The sequence below is a fragment of the Paenibacillus humicola genome (assembly GCF_028826105.1).
Lineage (GTDB): Bacteria > Bacillota > Bacilli > Paenibacillales > Paenibacillaceae > Paenibacillus_Z > Paenibacillus_Z humicola.
This window is the reverse complement of sequence record NZ_JAQGPL010000001.1, coordinates 3,655,729-3,672,373: the sequence shown is the minus strand read 5'-3', so window position 1 is coordinate 3,672,373 and position 16,645 is coordinate 3,655,729. Positions and strand designations below refer to the sequence as shown.

The 16,645-nt window shown below is 59.0% G+C and carries 16 protein-coding genes; 15 read left to right on the top strand and 1 reads right to left on the bottom strand.

Annotation, left to right across the window (positions count from 1 at the left end; all coding sequences use genetic code 11):
• The first annotated feature begins 162 nt into the window (after positions 1 to 162).
• From sigG to PD282_RS17015, 10 genes are all read left to right on the top strand, one after another.
• Positions 163 to 945, top strand: a complete 783-nt coding sequence (gene sigG / locus PD282_RS17060; RefSeq protein WP_274651845.1) for an RNA polymerase sporulation sigma factor SigG — start codon at positions 163 to 165, stop codon at positions 943 to 945.
• A gap of 236 nt (positions 946 to 1,181) precedes the next feature.
• Positions 1,182 to 1,457 carry a YlmC/YmxH family sporulation protein gene (locus tag PD282_RS17055; protein WP_274651844.1) on the top strand — a complete coding sequence of 92 codons (276 nt, stop codon included), beginning with the start codon at positions 1,182 to 1,184 and terminating at the stop codon, positions 1,455 to 1,457.
• Between the two features lie 197 nt (positions 1,458 to 1,654).
• Positions 1,655 to 2,530 (top strand): peptidoglycan editing factor PgeF, encoded by an 876-nt coding sequence (gene pgeF, locus PD282_RS17050; protein WP_274651843.1) that lies wholly within the window; start codon positions 1,655 to 1,657, stop codon positions 2,528 to 2,530.
• The gene (locus PD282_RS17045) at positions 2,527 to 3,243 is read left to right on the top strand and encodes a YggS family pyridoxal phosphate-dependent enzyme (RefSeq protein WP_274651842.1); all 717 of its coding nucleotides are present in this window, start codon (positions 2,527 to 2,529) and stop codon (positions 3,241 to 3,243) included. The genes pgeF and PD282_RS17045 overlap by 4 nt, the downstream gene beginning before the upstream one ends.
• 2 nt (positions 3,244 to 3,245) lie before the next feature.
• A complete protein-coding gene (locus tag PD282_RS17040) occupies positions 3,246 to 3,695 on the top strand; it encodes a cell division protein SepF (protein ID WP_274651841.1) in 450 nt (149 codons plus the stop codon).
• Positions 3,696 to 3,705: 10 nt separating this feature from the next.
• A complete protein-coding gene (locus PD282_RS17035) occupies positions 3,706 to 3,969 on the top strand; it encodes a YggT family protein (RefSeq protein WP_274651840.1) in 264 nt (87 codons plus the stop codon).
• Entirely contained in the window at positions 3,966 to 4,748 is a 783-nt protein-coding gene (locus tag PD282_RS17030; RefSeq protein WP_274651839.1) for a YlmH family RNA-binding protein, read from the top strand. The genes PD282_RS17035 and PD282_RS17030 overlap by 4 nt, the downstream gene beginning before the upstream one ends.
• Before the next feature lie 219 nt (positions 4,749 to 4,967).
• Positions 4,968 to 5,474, top strand: a complete 507-nt coding sequence (locus tag PD282_RS17025) for a DivIVA domain-containing protein (RefSeq protein WP_274651838.1) — start codon at positions 4,968 to 4,970, stop codon at positions 5,472 to 5,474.
• A 512-nt stretch (positions 5,475 to 5,986) separates the two neighbouring features.
• Entirely contained in the window at positions 5,987 to 9,076 is a 3,090-nt protein-coding gene (gene ileS / locus PD282_RS17020) for an isoleucine--tRNA ligase (RefSeq protein WP_274651837.1), read from the top strand.
• A 124-nt stretch (positions 9,077 to 9,200) separates the two neighbouring features.
• Complete coding sequence (locus tag PD282_RS17015) at positions 9,201 to 9,530, top strand: DUF5665 domain-containing protein (RefSeq protein WP_420832306.1); 330 nt, start codon at positions 9,201 to 9,203, stop codon at positions 9,528 to 9,530.
• 17 nt (positions 9,531 to 9,547) lie between these two features.
• Here the strand turns inward: PD282_RS17015 and PD282_RS17010 are convergent, their stop codons facing one another.
• Positions 9,548 to 10,768 (bottom strand): ROK family transcriptional regulator, encoded by a 1,221-nt coding sequence (locus PD282_RS17010; protein ID WP_274655286.1) that lies wholly within the window; start codon positions 10,766 to 10,768, stop codon positions 9,548 to 9,550.
• 279 nt (positions 10,769 to 11,047) lie between these two features.
• Here PD282_RS17010 and PD282_RS17005 point away from each other — a divergent pair, with 279 nt between their 5' ends.
• From PD282_RS17005 to PD282_RS16985, 5 genes are all read left to right on the top strand, one after another.
• Positions 11,048 to 11,995: a sugar phosphate isomerase/epimerase family protein gene (locus PD282_RS17005; protein WP_274651836.1), complete on the top strand. Its 948-nt coding sequence runs from the start codon at positions 11,048 to 11,050 to the stop codon at positions 11,993 to 11,995.
• Between the two features lie 88 nt (positions 11,996 to 12,083).
• Positions 12,084 to 12,998, top strand: coding sequence for a sugar phosphate isomerase/epimerase family protein (locus tag PD282_RS17000; RefSeq protein ID WP_274651835.1), 915 nt, complete (start codon positions 12,084 to 12,086; stop codon positions 12,996 to 12,998).
• The gene (locus PD282_RS16995) at positions 12,995 to 13,960 is read left to right on the top strand and encodes an ABC transporter permease (RefSeq protein WP_274651834.1); all 966 of its coding nucleotides are present in this window, start codon (positions 12,995 to 12,997) and stop codon (positions 13,958 to 13,960) included. Before PD282_RS17000 ends, PD282_RS16995 begins: the two co-directional genes overlap by 4 nt.
• 204 nt (positions 13,961 to 14,164) lie before the next feature.
• On the top strand, positions 14,165 to 15,046 hold the full coding sequence (locus PD282_RS16990; RefSeq protein ID WP_420832305.1) for a carbohydrate ABC transporter permease: 882 nt from the start codon (positions 14,165 to 14,167) through the stop codon (positions 15,044 to 15,046).
• Between the two features lie 19 nt (positions 15,047 to 15,065).
• Positions 15,066 to 16,610 (top strand): extracellular solute-binding protein, encoded by a 1,545-nt coding sequence (locus PD282_RS16985; protein ID WP_274651833.1) that lies wholly within the window; start codon positions 15,066 to 15,068, stop codon positions 16,608 to 16,610.
• Positions 16,611 to 16,645 lie beyond the last annotated feature (35 nt).

Genomic DNA, 16,645 nt, shown 5'->3' with positions numbered 1-16,645 from the left:
AGGGAAAGCGCGAAAATTATTTTGCACATCTCGTCCGCGGATGGCGCCGATGGTAGCGTTTTCCGGATTTTCAAGGAGCTGTGCGGCGGCTACAGGGCAGGAATAAAAGGGCAGGCCGAGGAGATAATGAACAGTAATGTTTCTCCTTGGGAGGTAATCACGTTGACCCGAAACAAAGTCGAGATTTGTGGAGTGGATACCGCGAAACTGCCCGTCCTGACAAACGCCGAAATGCGGGAGCTTTTCACCGCGCTGCAAACGAAGAACGAATGGGCAGCAAGAGAGAAATTGGTCAATGGCAACCTGAGGCTTGTGCTCAGCGTCATCCAGCGTTTCAACAACCGCGGCGAATTCGTCGACGACCTGTTTCAGGTCGGCTGCATCGGGCTGATGAAGGCGATCGACAATTTTGATCTCAGTCAAAACGTGAAATTTTCCACCTATGCGGTGCCGATGATTATCGGCGAAATCCGCCGCTATTTACGGGACAACAATCCGATCCGCGTCTCGCGCAGTCTCCGGGACATCGCGTACAAGGCGCTTCAGATCCGCGACAGCCTCACGAACAAAAACTCGCGGGAGCCGACGATTTTCGAAATTTCCGAGGCGCTTAACGTTCCGAAAGAAGACGTCGTGTTCGCCCTCGATGCGATTCAGGATCCGGTCTCATTGTTCGAACCGATTTATCATGACGGGGGCGATCCGATCTACGTCATGGATCAGATCAGCGACGATAAAAACAAAGACGTCTCCTGGATCGAGGAAATAGCCCTGCGGGAAGCGATGCATAAGCTGAACGAGCGGGAAAAAATGATTTTGTCGATGCGTTTTTTCGAAGGCAAAACCCAAATGGAAGTCGCCGACGAAATCGGCATCTCCCAGGCACAGGTATCGCGCCTCGAAAAGTCGGCGATCCAGCAGATGCAGAAGCACGTGAAGACTTGATCTCTAGTCGCGCCTTTACAAGCCTAAGCTCCCGAAGCTTCGGGACACCTTAACGATATGTGACGCTCCGGCCCTTTGCCTCCGGCAAAGGGCCGGAGTTTTTTCGCTTGCCGGCTGCAGGCCAAAAAGCGCAAATGGTGGGGGTTCGTTTTATAAGTCAACTTTTGCCTAGGCGAAACATATATAAGAAGTAGACGGGGATGGTCTCAACCCTTACGGAAATGTGGTGAACGGAAATGAAAATATCCGATTTCCAGACAAAGGACGTCATCAACATCGTGGACGGCAAGAAGCTCGGGCAGGTCACCGACCTGGAGCTCGATTTGCGGCAAGGCCGAATCGACGCGATCGTCGTGCCGAGCTATTCAAAATTTTTCGGTTTGTTCGGCGGCGGAACGGATGTCGTGATTCCTTGGCGCAATATTGTGAAAATCGGCGCCGATGTCGTGCTGGTCCGGGTCGACGATACGAAAATGCTGCGCAGCGAAGAGGAAGAAGCCCAGGCGCGCTGAACGCCGAATATTCCGTCCGGCGGACAAATAAGCCGCCTGGTCTAGGCCGGACACCGGCCGGAGAGGGATACTCAGCGCTCCGGCGGAAAAGGGGAAGGCCGCCGCGTACCGCATCAGCCGCGTTCATCCCGCCGGCAAGTACCGCTCGCGCGGCCGGACGCAGCTGTGGTACACTGGTTAACGAGGTGAAATAAGGAATGGAACCGTTTGAGCGATATGATTCCGCGAAGGGACCTTCGCTTTTTTTATTGCCGCAATGGGCGAAGCTCCGCGGCGGACTCACGGCCGGCTTTTCCAGCCGGCTGGGCGGCGTCAGCGCCGGGCCGTGGAGCTCGCTGAACTGCGGGCTCCACGTCGGCGACGAGCCGGATGCGGCCGTGCGCAACCGCGAGCGGATCGCCGAGGAGATCGGCTGGCCGTTTGAAGCGTGGACGTGCGCCGAGCAGGTGCACGGCTCGCGCGTGTATCGCGTAACGGCGGAGGATCGGGGCCGCGGCCGGTTGTCGCGCGAGTCGTCGGTCGGCGATGCCGATGCGCTGATTACCGGCGAGCGGGGCGTGCTGCTGACCTCTTTTTACGCGGACTGCGTCCCGCTTTATTTGTTCGATCCGCACCGCGGCGTCATTGCCCTCGCCCATGCCGGATGGAAAGGTACGGTGCTGCAAATCGCGCGAGCCGCCGTGGAGGCGCTCGCTGCGGAGTTCGGCTGTGACCCCGCCGATATTCGCGCCGCGATCGGGCCTTCGATCGGGTTGTGCTGTTATGAGGTGGGCGGCGAAGCGCTTCGGCTGTCGGAAGAGCTGGCGAGCATGCTGGAGGCCGGCCCCCTGCCGGATGCCCGGCCGCAGGAGCCGCTGATCGCTGCGTCGGAGGGCGGCAAAGCCCGCATCAACTTGAAAGAAATGAACCGACAGATTATGATAAAAGCAGGAATTTTGCCGACGCATATCGAAATGACTGAATGGTGCACCGGCTGTTCGACCGATTTGTTTTTTTCGCATCGCAAAGAAGGCGGGAAAACCGGGCGGATGGTCAGCTGGATCGGCATGGAAAGAGGTGACGCGGACTCGTGACGTTGTCGAATCGAATCGAAACGGTGGAGTCGCGCCTGTCCGAAGCCTGCCGCCGCAGCGGCAGAAAGCGGGAAGACATCCAAATCATCGCGGTAACCAAATACGTCGGTACGGAACAGACCGTCAGCGTTCTGAATCATGGCCTGCTGCATCTTGGCGAGAACCGCTGGCAGGACGCCGCGGCCAAATGGCTGGCCATCGGCGGTGATCAGGCTGAACGCCGGCCGGACGTCGCCGGACAAGCCGTCTGGCATTTTATCGGCTCCCTGCAGACGAATAAAGTGAAGGAAGTTGTTGGAAGATTTACATATATTCATTCGCTGGACAGGCCGTCGCTGGCCGAAGCCGTGCAGCGGCGGGCGGAGCACCTGGGCATTGTCGTCCCCTGTTTTTTTCAGGTCAACATATCCGGAGAAGACAGCAAGCACGGGCTGGCTCCGGAGCAGCTGATCCCTTTCGCAAGATCGGTGGCGAATCTCCCGAATATCGAGCCGGCCGGACTCATGACGATGGCTCCGAACGAAGCGATAGCCGAGCGGTCCCGACCCGTATTTCGTGGACTGCGGCAGCTTCGGGACGAGCTGAATGCGGCCGCGGTGCTTAACAAACCGGTTACCGGGTTATCTATGGGCATGTCGGGCGATTTCGAAATCGCCGTCGAGGAAGGCGCAACTTGGCTCAGATTGGGCACCATATTAGTCGGGAGGGAATAAAAATGGGCGTCATGAATAAATTCATGAATTTTCTCGGTCTGCAGGAAGAAGAGGAGATCGTCGAGCGCGAACGGATTGTGGAGCAAGAGGAACAGGACGTTGAAACCTCTCCGGCCGAACCGCGTAAACATACAACGAGACCCAACAACGTGGTCAGCATTCATTCGCAGAAAACCGTTCGCGTTATTTTGAACGAGCCGCGCTCGTACGACGAAGCGCAGGAAATTGCCGACCATCTTCGTTCGAGAAGGTCGGTCGTCGTCAATCTCCAGCGCGTCCGTACGGATCAGGCGGTCCGGATCGTCGACTTCTTGAGCGGGACGATTTATGCGCTGCAGGGACAAATTTCCAAGATCGGACCGAATATTTTTCTTTGCACGCCGGATTCCGTTGAAATTCAAGGTACGATTTCGGAGCTGCTCAGCGAGGAAGACTACAGAAAAATGAGGTGACCTTGAGTAGATGGATTATGCGGGACTAATATGGACGCTGGAACGAATATACACATTTATGATTATCGGCTATACGCTGCTCTCTTGGCTTCCAAATGCCCGGGAAAGTTTTGTCGGCCAGCTGCTTGCCAAGGTGGTTGAGCCTTATTTGACGCCCTTTAGACGCATTATTCCGCCAATCGGCGGCATGCTGGACATTTCCCCGATCGTCGCTTTGATCGCCCTGCAGTTCGTGGCGGCAGGGATTATCGCCGTTATCGGCTTTTTCCTGTGAAGCCCGAGCTGTACGTTCATTTTCATCCCGACGAGCGGCCGTTCGTCGACCGGGCGTCCGAATGGATCGACCGCGCGGCTTTCGGGCATGAGCTGAAACGAACCGATTTTCTCGATCCGCGCCAGGCGGATATTTTATCGAGTCTGGCCAACCGCCGGCCCGAGGTGCAGCTGAAGCTTTTCGGAGGCTACGAAGAAGCCGAACGGAAACGGGCGATCGTAGCGCCGGAGTACCGTTATTTGGATGACGAGCCGGAAGGAATCGCGCTGATCCGCGTCAGCGGCGGGACGCAGGGGCATTTGGAGCTGGATCACAGCGATTACCTCGGCGCGATGCTGGGTCTCGGCATCAAACGTGACCGCATCGGCGATCTGCAAGTGCACGAAGAGCACTGCGATTGTCTGGTTGCCGAAGAAATTGCATGCTATATTGATATTCATTTACGTCAAGTCCACCGGGTTCATGTCCTGACGGAAATTCTTCCTTTGTCCGAACTGCGCGTCGCCGCTCCCGCATTGGAAGAAATGAGCCTGTCGGTGGCTTCTTTGCGTCTGGACGGCATCGCCAGCGACGTATACCGGATCAGCAGAAGCAAGATCGTCGATCCGATCCGGGCGGGACGCTGCCGCGTCAACTGGAAGGCGGAAGAAGATCCTTCAACGCCGCTGAAGGAGGGAGACGTCGTTTCGTTCCAGGGGCTCGGCCGGTTCAAGGTGCTGAGCGTGGAAGGGACGACAAAAAAAGGCAGGGTGCGCGTCAAAATCGGCAAATTTATATAGGCGGTTGCAGGATTTTGCCCGCTTCTGTCGAAATGATCTTTCTAAATATGTGCTTCTATTTCCAGAGGAAGAAACTCTTTGCCGTCAATGGGCGGCGACAGCCGTTTTTTCTTGCTTCCCTTGACGGGGCCGGCGCGAATTCGGATGCCGGGATTGGCCAAGCTCGCCTTGCGGTTCCGGCGAAGCAAGTATTCGAGATCATCTTCAGGAGGTGCGCCAATGCCGCTTACGCCATTGGACATACATAACAAGGAATTCGGCCGACGTCTGCGCGGATACGATGAGGACGAGGTAAACGAATTTCTCGATCAGGTCATTAAAGACTACGAAGCGCTTATTCGCGAAAATAAAGAGATGCAAAATCAGGCGATCGCTTTGCAGGAAAAACTGAACCATTTTGCGAATATCGAGGAAACGCTGAGCAAAACGATCATCATCGCGCAGGAAGCGGCCGACGAGGTCAAGAACAACGCGAAGAAGGAAGCTCAGCTGATCATCAAGGAAGCGGAAAAAAACGCCGACCGGATCATCAATGAATCGCTGTCCAAATCGCGCAAGGTAGCGCTTGAGGTCGAGGAGCTGAAGAAGCAGGCATCCATCTACCGCGCCCGTTTCCGCACGCTCGTGGAGGCGCAGCTGGAGCTGCTCAGCCAGGAGGGATGGGATTCACTCGACGGCGGAGGCAGCGGAAGCGGGAGCCTGACGAGCGAAATCATCAGAGGGTAGCCGCGGGTGAAGGTCCGGACATGCGCCGGGCCCGTTTGACATTTGCGTTTTAATCGCGTATAAATGAACTATTACAATGCAGTAAATTCGTCGACGAGAACGAGTACGCCGTCACGTTTGTTCCCCAGAGAGCCGGTGCCCGCTGAGAGCCGGCGTTCAAACGACAGCGGAAAATCATCTCCGAGAAGCGGGGCCGAACCCGCCGGGGGAGAAGGTGCGGCGGCACGACAAGGCGAAGGCGGAAGCCTTCAGCCGAATTGCCGCTTCATGGCTCCCGGCCAACTAAGCGCCGCCGGATGTCCACCGTTATCCGGAACGCGGACGATTGCGTCCGTCGGCAGAGTGCCGAAACCGCGGGTATTGGTTGGCCGTTTGCTCCGTTCATGGGGACGGAAGGGACGGACATGTCATGCTGCGCTTCGGAACGAGGGTGGTAACGCGAGCGAGGTCTCGTCCCTTATTGGGGACGGGATTTTTTTATTTTCAAGCACTGGAAAGGGGCTCTGATAGCGATGCAGCGCGTTGATGTGAAGGAACGGGCCAGAGTACGCGAAAAGCGGGTTTTGGCCAAATGGAATGCGGAGGGCACATTCAAGCAATCGATCGAGAACCGGGAGGGCCGGCCGAATTACGTATTTTATGAAGGGCCGCCGACCGCAAACGGTGCCCCGCATATCGGGCATGTGCTCGGCAGGGTAATTAAAGATTTTGTCTGCCGTTACAAGACGATGTCGGGCTACCGCGTCGTCCGCAAAGCGGGGTGGGATACGCACGGGCTGCCGGTCGAGCTTGGCGTCGAGAAGCAGCTTGGCATTTCCGGCAAGCAGGAAATCGAGAAATACGGCATCGAGGCGTTCATCAAGAAATGCAAAGACAGCGTCTTCGAATACGAACGGCAGTGGCGCGAGCTGACCGAGGCGATCGCCTACTGGACGGATATGGACCATCCTTACATTACGCTGAAGAACAGCTACATCGAGAGCGTCTGGCATATTTTATCGACGATCCACAAGAAAGGGCTGCTGTATCGCGGGCACCGCGTCAGTCCCTACTGCCCGTGCTGCCAGACGACGCTCAGCTCACACGAGGTGGCGCAGGGGTACGAGGATGTGAAGGATTTGAGCGCCACGGTCAAATTCAAGCTGGCGGATTCGGACGAGTACGCCCTCGCCTGGACGACAACACCGTGGACGCTGCCCGCAAACGCCGCGCTTGCCGTCAATCCCGGGCTTGATTACGTGCGTGCGAAGAAGGAGGGCGAAACGTACATCGTCGCCGCCGGCCTGGCCGAAGAGGTGCTGAAGGACGGGTATGAGATCGTCTCGACTGTGAAAGGCGCTGACCTGGTCGGCATGAAATATGAGCCGCCTTTCCGCTATGCGAAACCGGAAAACGGGCATTTCATCATTCCGGGCGATTTCGTAAGCGATACGAGCGGTACCGGCATCGTGCACATCGCGCCGGCGCACGGGGAAGACGACTACAGGGCTGCCCGCCAGAACGGGGTCAGCTTCCTGAACGTCGTCGACAACGCCGGCCGTTATATGGAAGCCGTCACCGATCTCGCCGGCCGGTTCGTCAAGGACTGCGACGTCGACATCCTCAAAATGCTGAGCGAGCGTTCGCTGCTGTTCGCGAAGGAGCGCTACGAGCACAGCTACCCGTTCTGCTGGCGCTGCAAATCGCCGCTGATCTATTATGCGACGGAAAGCTGGTTTATCGAGACGACGGCGGTCAAGGACCAGCTGATCGCGAACAACAACGGCGTCGACTGGTATCCGGGGCATATCCGCGAGGGCCGCTTCGGGAAGTTTCTCGAAGACCTCGTCGACTGGAATATCAGCCGCAATCGCTACTGGGGCACGCCGCTGAACGTATGGGTGTGCGACAGCTGCGGCGGGCAGCACGCGCCCGGCAGCATCGCCGAGCTTGTCGATCGCTCGGCATCGCCGATCTCGCCGGACATCGAGCTGCACAAGCCGTACGTCGACGAAGTGAAGCTGAAGTGTCCGCACTGCGAAGGCGGCGTCATGACCCGCACGCCGGAAGTGATCGACGTCTGGTTCGACAGCGGCTCGATGCCGTTCGCGCAGTACCATCACCCGTTCGAGAACGAGAAGCTGTTCGAGGAACAGTATCCGGCGGACATGATTTGCGAAGGCATCGACCAGACGCGCGGCTGGTTTTTCAGCCTGCTTGCCGTTTCGACGCTGTATAACGGCAAGGCGCCGTACAAAGCGGTCATTTCGACCGGGCATATTCTCGACGAGAACGGACAGAAGATGTCCAAATCGAAAGGGAACGTCATCGATCCGTGGGAAATCATCAACGAATACGGCACGGATGCGTTCCGCTGGGCGCTGCTGGCGGACAGCGCGCCATGGAACAGCAAGCGGTTCTCGCGCGGCATAGTTGGCGAAGCGAAGTCGAAGGTGATCGACACGATTGTCAACACGCATGCGTTCTTCGCGCTGTATGCATCGATCGACGGGTACGACCCTGCGGCGCAGCCGCACCGCGTATCGGGCGCCAAGCTTGACCGCTGGATCGTTTCGCGGCTGAACAGCCTGATCCGCCAGGTGCGGAAGGGGCTGGACGTGAATGACTTCCTGAATGCGGCGAAGGCGATCGAGACGTTCGTCGACGAGCTGAGCAACTGGTACATCCGCCGCTCGCGCGACCGCTTTTGGGGAAGCGGCCTGACGGACGACAAGCTGGATGCTTACGGAACGCTGCGGCACGTGCTGCTGACGCTGTCCCGCCTGATCGCGCCGTTTGCGCCGCTGCTTGCGGACGATGTATACGGCAACCTCGGCGGCAGCGGAAGCGTCCATTTGGCCGATTATCCGGAAGCCGACGAAGCGGCGATCGACGACAAGCTGGAGCGGGACATGGAGACGGCGCGGCAAATCGTCGAGCTGGCGCGCAACGTGCGCAACGAGACGGGCATCAAGACGCGGCAGCCGCTTTCGGAGCTGATCGTCGCGCTAGACCGCGAATTCGACCTGGCGGCCTACGAGGACATCATCAAGGACGAAATCAATGTGAAGCGGATTACGGTCGAAAGCGGCGACGGCGGCTTTGTCGATTTTACGTTCAAGCTGAATTTGAAGGTCGCCGGCAAAAAATACGGCAAAAACGTCGGTCCGATCCAGGCGTTCCTGAAAGGGCTGACGCCGGACGAGACGCGAGCGGCGGTTAGCGGCGGCGGGCTGGGCTTCACTTCTCCGGAAGTCGAGAAGCTGACGATCTCCCTGGACGAGCTGCTCGTGGAAAAGCAGGCGAAGGCGGGCTTCGCATCGGCATCGGGGTACCAGCTGACCGTGGCGCTCAACACCGAGATTACGCCGGAGCTCGAGCAGGAGGGTTATGTCCGTGAAGTCATCCGGGCGGTGCAGGACACGCGCAAAAAGCTCGATTTGCCGATCGAGAAGCGGGTCCGTCTCGTGCTCGATGTGGATGACGAGCTGATGGACGCGCTGCGGGCGTTCGAGTCGGTGCTGCAGGACAATGTGCTGCTGAGCGGCGTCGAATACGGCGAGCGCGAGGGCATGGAGCGGGTGCAGCTCGGCGAGAAAGAAATCGGGATTCTAATTGCCTGATTAAGGGTATAGTAACAGCATAGAGGACAGGAACGAACGCCCATGCGAACTTTGAAGGCGGGCGGCGGAAGCCGTTCGCGGCGAAGTCCGATGGGCGTCTTTTTTCATGCAGGAGGTGATGCGAATGTCCAAAAACGAAGCCAATGACTGGAATGTACTCGCCCGCACGATCGAATCGCTGGATAAACGGCTGAAAAAGGTGGCGATCGATCTGGAAAAGGCGCAGATGGCCGAATACGTCAATTTGCTGCACCGTCCGCTTTCGCTTATTTGGCGGAACGTGCTGGCCGGAACGGCGCGGGGCGTCGGCATCGCCATCGGATTTACCTTCTTCGCCGCTACAATCCTGTACGTGCTGCAATTGCTCGGCGCGCTGAACCTGCCGATTATCGGCGATTATATCGCCGACATCGTGCGCATCGTGCAGCGCCAGCTGGAAGGCAAGGTGTACTAGGCCGCCCGCTTAGGACGTCATAAGCCTTCCTGAACGAGCAGCTGATAAGAAAAATGCCGGTCCAGGGCGAAATTGACCGCGCCGAGCGCGCCTCCGATTTGCCCGAAGGCGGCGGTCCGCAGCGTCGTGCCGGCCGATAGCGCCGGCATGGAACGCTGCCGCATGACGGCTTCGGCCGCGCGCGCATACGCGCCGCAGCTTGCGGGGACGGCGCCGCCGAGGATCACGGCCTCCGGGTTGAGCAGGTTGACGAGATTGGCCAGCGCAAGTCCGAGATAGGAGGCGGCACGGCTGACGACCTGAAGCGCCAGCTCGTCGCCGTCGTCCGCGGCCCGGCAAACGTCCGCGGCTCTCAGCAGCTGCAGGTCGAAGCCCGGAACCATTCCGCCGAGGACGCTGTGCGGCTGTCCGGCCCGCAGCAGCCGCCTTGCTTCCTGCTCCATCGCCGATGCCGCGGCGTACAGGTGCAGGCATCCGCTGTTGCCGCACGGACAGACCGGCCCGTCCGGCTCCACAGTAATATGGCCGAGTTCGCCGGCTCCCCCGAACCATCCGGATACCAGCTGCCGGTCGCTAAATATCCCCGCCGCAATGCCCGACCCGACACCTACATAAATCATATGCTTGTATTCCCGGCCCGCCCCGAAACGGCATTCAGCCAGTCCGCGCGCCCGGTGGCGGTTCAGCGCGACGACCGGCCAGCCCAGCGCGCCGCCCGCCATCCGCTCCACCTCCACATTGGACCACCCCCAGTCGGATGCGCTCCGGATCGTTCCCTGGCGGTTATCGACCAGACCGGGAACGCTTAGCCCCAGCAAATGCACGATCCTTTTGTCAAAATCTTTAACAAAATTGCCGACCCGGTCCGTCAGCGCCTGAACGGCTGCCTCCGGCTCGAAGGAGGGGACCGGGATTTTCACGATGTCCAGCGTATTGCCGAGCAGGTCGAATGCGCCGAGCGTCCATTCCTGGTTGTCCAAATCGGCGCCGAGAACGGCGTGGGAGGCGGGAACGAGCTCGAGCGAAATCGCAGGCCGGCCGCCGGTCGAGGGGCTTTTCTCCGTCTCCTGCACGAGGCCCGCTTCGATCAGCTCCGCGATGGAGAGCGAAATGGTCGCGCGGCTCAGATCCGTCATTTTCGTCAGCGTGATCCTCGGCATCGGTCCGAACATGCGCAAAGTCTGAAGAATGGCCGTTTTGCTTCCTTTTTGATCGCCGGCTTTGCCGGATAGGTTCATGGGATTCACCGTCGCTCTTTCTTTGTTTCGTACCCCGATTATACAGGAACCAAGCCCTGATGTCGAAGCGGAATTCGAGATCGGGGCTGCTTTTTTGAATGAGTTATGAATAAATCCTAACAAAATGATAGTGGTTGAGCAAGAGGATTCGTTGAATTACATGGAAATATTAAGAAAATCACAATTTTGTTGATAAAGTTAATTTAAATATTGACTAAAGTGGAAAGTTGCGCTACCATTTTGGATGTGGAAATGAAAACGCTGTCAAGGAGGGCAAGCATGAACCCGAAGATTGTACTCGCCGGCAACATGTACGATGACGCGCCGATCGAACGTTTTTTGCAGGATGCGGCGTCGATTGGCTATCAGGGAGTGGAGCTGCGCGGCGTCGGTGAGCTGCTGAACGTGCCTGTCCCGCGCGAACGCGGTCTCGCCATGAAGGAGATGCTGGTCCGGCTCGGACTGGAGGCCGCCAACCTGTCGCTGTTTGCCGGCAATTTCGCCTGCAATACTGCGGAGGAGAACGAAAGGGAAATCCGCAGGTGGGAGCATTATCTGGATTTCGCCGAGACGATCGGCTGCGGGATGATGCGGCTGAATCCGGGCTTCCAGCATTCCGGCGAGGTGCCGGAGGCGAATTTCGCCGAAGCCGTCCGCTGCTTCCGCATCTGTGCGGATGCGGCGGCGGAGCGCGGCGTCCGCGTGGCGATCGAGATGCACCACGGCACGCTGTGCGACCATGCGGAGTCGGCGCTCGCTTTCGTACGGGCCGTCGGCCGCACCAATGTCGGCTTGATTCTGGACCCGGTCAACCTGTATCAAGTGCCGGCCGAATACGGCGCGGACGCGATTAAGATGCTTAAAGATCATCTGTTTAATGTCCACGTAAAAGACATCGTTCGGCTGACCGGTCCGGATTATCCATGGGCATTCGAATACGGCGACTATGTTCCGCATATCGGCCGGTTTCATCGCGTCGTTCCGAAGCGGGAGCCGGAGGCGCCGAGATATTACGCCCACCGGCTGATCAACCAGGGCGGCATCGACTGGTGCGCCGTGCTAAAGGGGCTTGCGGAGGTTGGCTACAACGGCTGTCTGACCGTGGAAAGCGTCGCGAAGCCGGGCTCGGAGCTGCCCGTCTACGGGGATCTCGCGCGCAAATGCATGGACGATCTGAAAGCGCTGCTTGACTTGATCGGGTCCGTGCCGAAGGCGGGGACCGCTTAACGCGTTCTTCGGCAGGGGCTTACGCTTAAGGCATGACGAGCCCTTCGAATGGGGCCGACTTGACGGTTACGGAAAGGAGAAGATGCGATTGGACACGCATGAGAAACGGCAGGAGCCGAAATCGCGCGAGGCATCGAATGCCAGGGGACGTCCCTACGACGGTATCCGGGACGCTTACCGTACGGGGGCGGCCGAAGCAATCCGCTGCTCGCTGTTTACGAAGCCCTGGAAAGACACGCCTGCGCTGGCGCTTGCCGAATGGGTGAAAGGCGTCGGCTTCGACGGCATCGAGCTGCCGGTCCGGGAAGGGTTCCAGGTGGAGCCGTCCGCCGCAACGGAAAAACTGCCGGCGTTTGCGGCGGCTGTGAGGAGCGTCGGGCTGGACATCTTCAGCGTCGCCGCCCGTCCGGACGAACGGATTTTCGCCGCCTGCGCCGAAGCCGGCGTACCGATGATCCGCATCATGGCGGAGATCGGCGAGGACGGCTATCTCGCCTCGGAGCGGCGGCTCGCCGACTGGCTAGAACGCAGCGTCGCGCCGCTTTGCCGGGCGTACAACGTTAAAGTCGGCATACAGCAGCATCACGGACGGTTCGTCCCGGATGCGGCCGGACTGATGCGGATTGTCGGCCGATTCGAACCGGAGCTTATCGGGGCGGTCTGGGATGCGGCGCACGACGCGCTGGCGGGTCAGCAGCCCGAATACGGGATCGAGCTGCTCGCATCCCATTTGGCGATGGTCAATCTGAAAAATGTGTACATGTACCGCAGCAACGGACCGGAAGCCGAATCCGCGCAGTGGGGGCGCCATTTTACGACGGGCAGGCACGGCATGGCGTCCTGGCCGCGGGCGGCCGCTTACCTGAAGCGGCGCGGATATGCCGGCGTCGTCTGCCTGACGGCGCAGTATTCGGATGATAGCCGCACGGACCGCTATATCGCCGAGGATTTGGCGTATGCCAAGGAGCTGTTCGGCGGGAGCGGGGAGGCGGAAGCGATATGAGCGCGAGAGCGAAAGCCGCCGCCGGGCATCCGGCGCAGCGGGCGGCGGCACCAAGCCGGAACGCCGTGCTTTCCCGGCTCCGGCGGGACAAATATTTGTACGCGCTGGTGGCGCCGGGCGTCCTGTTTTTTCTTTTGTTCAAATATGTCCCGATGTGGGGCGTCGTCATCTCGTTTCAGGAGTATTCGCCGTATATGGGCGTCCTGCACAGCAAATGGGTCGGCTTCGAGCAGTTCGCGAGGTTTTTCTCGGACCGGGATTTCGGGACGCTGTTCCGCAATACGATGGCGATCAGCCTGCTGAACCTGATCTTCTTCTTCCCGCTGCCGGTGCTGCTGTCGCTTCTGCTGAACGAGCTGCGAAACGCATACGTGAAGAAGTGGATCCAGTCGATCGTCTACCTGCCGCATTTTTTGTCCTGGGTCATCGTGGCGGGCATTTCGTTCCTGCTGTTGTCGCAGTCGTCGGGCATTATCAATCAGCTGCTGGTCAGCCTCGGTTTCGGCAAATACGACTTTCTGACCAATGAGCACAGCTTCTGGGCGCTGCTGACCGCGCAAACGATCTGGAAGGAAACGGGCTGGGGCACCATCATTTTTCTCGCGGCCATTGCCGGCGTCGATCCGCAGCTGTACGAAGCGGCCAAAATGGACGGCGCCGGACGTTTGCGGCAGGCCTGGCACGTCACGCTCCCCGGAATCCGCAGCGTCGTCGTCATTCTGCTCATCCTGCGGCTCGGGCATGTGATGGACGTCGGCTTCGAGCAGGTGTTCCTGATGATGAACGGCGCGGTTTCCGACGTAGCCGACGTCTTCGAAACGTATGTATACCGGCTCGGCATCCAGCAGGGGCAGTTCAGCTTCAGCACGGCGGTCGGCCTGTTCAAGTCGGTCGTCGGCCTCATTCTCGTCATCGGCGCCAACCGGCTGGCCAAACGGTACGGCGAGGAAGGCATTTATTAGGCGGGCTGCGGCCGGCTGCCATGCGGCCTGCCGAGCGGGCGAAGCCGGCGAAAGAAAACGCGGGAATCGCGGCTGCTTGAGCCTGATTGCACCGGCGGCGAGGAGCCGGGCCGGCCGGCGCATTCGCTCCCGTCTGCCGCCGAAAGTCCGGCTCCCGTCCGGTCCGCACCATAACCCGCATGCGGGGGAAAGAGGGGATGTAGCTTGAAACGAAGTCCGGGCGGCCGGCTGTTCGACGGCTTCAATATCGCGTTTCTCGTCGCCGCTGCCGCCGTTACGCTGTTTCCGCTGTATTACGTTTTTGCGGTGTCCTTCACGGACCCGACCGAGTATATCGCCAAGCGGGGATTCGTGCTGTTCCCGCAGCATTGGACGCTTGATTCCTACCGGTATCTGCTGTCCACGTCGACCTTCACGAGGGCGACGCTCGTCAGCGTCTTCCTCGCCTCCGTCGGAACGGCGCTCAGCCTGATCGTCACCTCGGCGCTCGCTTACGGGCTGTCGCGCAAAAGACTGATGGGAAGGCGCGCCATCATGCTGATGATTCTTTTTACGCTGCTGTTCAATCCGGGGCTTATTCCGCCCTATCTGCTCGTCCGCGATCTCGGGCTGATCGACAGCTTATGGTCGCTCATTTTGCCGGTGCTGACGAGCGGCTGGTACGTGGCGCTGATGCGCAGCTTCTTCGACGGCATTCCGCCGGAGCTGGAGGAATCGGGCGTCATCGACGGATCAAGCGACATCGGCGTGTTTTTCCGCATCGTGCTGCCGCTCTCCATGCCGGCGCTGGCGGCGTTCGGCCTGTTTTATGCTGTCGCGTATTGGAACACCTTTTTCACCGCGGTGCTGTACATCAACGACAACGCCAAATGGCCGCTGCAGCTCGTGCTGCAAAACATGCTGATCGATTCATCCACCCAGGCCGGGGGCTCGGCCGCCGCCGAAATGATGGCCGAGCAGCAAATTCCGCCGGAAACGCTCAAGATGGCCGCCGTCGTCATCGCGACGCTTCCGATCGTATGCGTGTATCCTTTTTTGCAAAAGCACTTCGCCAAAGGCGTCATGCTTGGCTCCGTCAAAGGATAAGAACAAAGGGGGATTTTCCATGAAGAAGGTTACGCTTCGCGGAGGCAGACCGCTGCACGCTGCCGCCGCCTTCCTGCTGTGCGGAACGCTGCTCGCGGCCTGCTCCGGAGGCAAAACGCCGTCATCCGGCGCTTCGGATGCATCAGGCGCATCAGGGGGCGATAACGGTGCAAAGCCGGTCGAGATCAGCATCATGACCGAATTCAGCACGCCCGAGCCGCCTGCGGCAGACAATCCGGTCACAAAGGAGTTCGAGAAGCGCACCGGGACGAAGCTCGATATTACGTGGGTTTCGCCGAACAGCTGGAGCGACAAGCAGAACGTCGTGCTCGCTTCCGGCGACATGCCGGATTTGATGAAGGTGAGCGACATGACGAACCCGCAGATGCTGCAGCTGGTCCGCCAGGGCGCATTTTGGGACTTGACGCCTTATCTGAAGGATTATCCGAATCTGATGAGCTACCCGAAGGAGATCTGGGACAAAACGAAAATCGACGGCAAAAACTACATCATTCCGTCGGTGCGCCCGCTGGAGGGCGCGAGCTATTTCGCGATCCGCAAGGATTGGCTCGACAACCTGCATCTCAAAATGCCGGAAACGCTGGACGACTTCTATAACGTGCTGAAGGCGTTCACGCAGGACGATCCCGACAAGGACGGGAAAAACGATACGTACGGCTATACGGGGAAAGGGTACAACGAAATTATCAATGTATTTAACGAGAGCAATGGCAAGTGGAAGGCGGTGGACGGCAAGCTGGTCGATACCGACCTCGAGCCGGGCACCCGCGACGGGCTTTTGTGGCTGAGGCGGGCGTTCGCCGACAAGCTGATGCCGGAGGATTTCGCCCTGATGAAGACGACCCAGTTCGAGGACATGGCCAAGGCGAACCAGGCGGGCGTGCAGGTCGACACCGTGGAAGGCGTATGGCGCGCCAACGCGGAGCTGCTGAAGACGATTCCGAACGCCGATTTTCTGCCCTTTACGTCCCTTACCGGTCCGAACGGCCAATATGTTCCGCAAAATTCGGGCGTGACCGGCGTTTACCTCATCCCGAAAAAGGTGCCAGAGGCGAAGATGATAAAGGTTCTCGCGCTCATGGATTATGGCGCCTCCGAGGAAGGGTTCCAGCTAGCATGCTACGGCATCGAAGGCGTTCATTTCACGGTGGTGGACGGCTTCAAAACCGCAACCGAGCAGGCGGTCAAGGACAGCGTGTCGCAAAGCTCGTTCGGCAAAATTTTCGAGCGGTACGACAAGTATTTGTGGGCGTATCACACGGGCATGCCGAAAAACGTGTTCGAGCGCAACAAAACGATTATTGACGCCCGCAGCAAGATCAGCACCCCCGACCCGTCGTACGGGCTCATTTCCGACACCAATATCCGTCTCGGCGCGGATTACCGGAAAAAGATCGACGACATGAAGGTCAAGGTGATTATGGGCAAGGAGCCGATCGAAGCCTGGGACGCCTTCGTCAAACAGCTGAAGGCCGATCCCGATTACATGAAAATCGCCGACGAGATGAACAAGGCTTATCAGGACCGGTTAAACGGCAAGTAAGAAAAAGCTTATGATCAACGAGGGGAGGGAAAGCC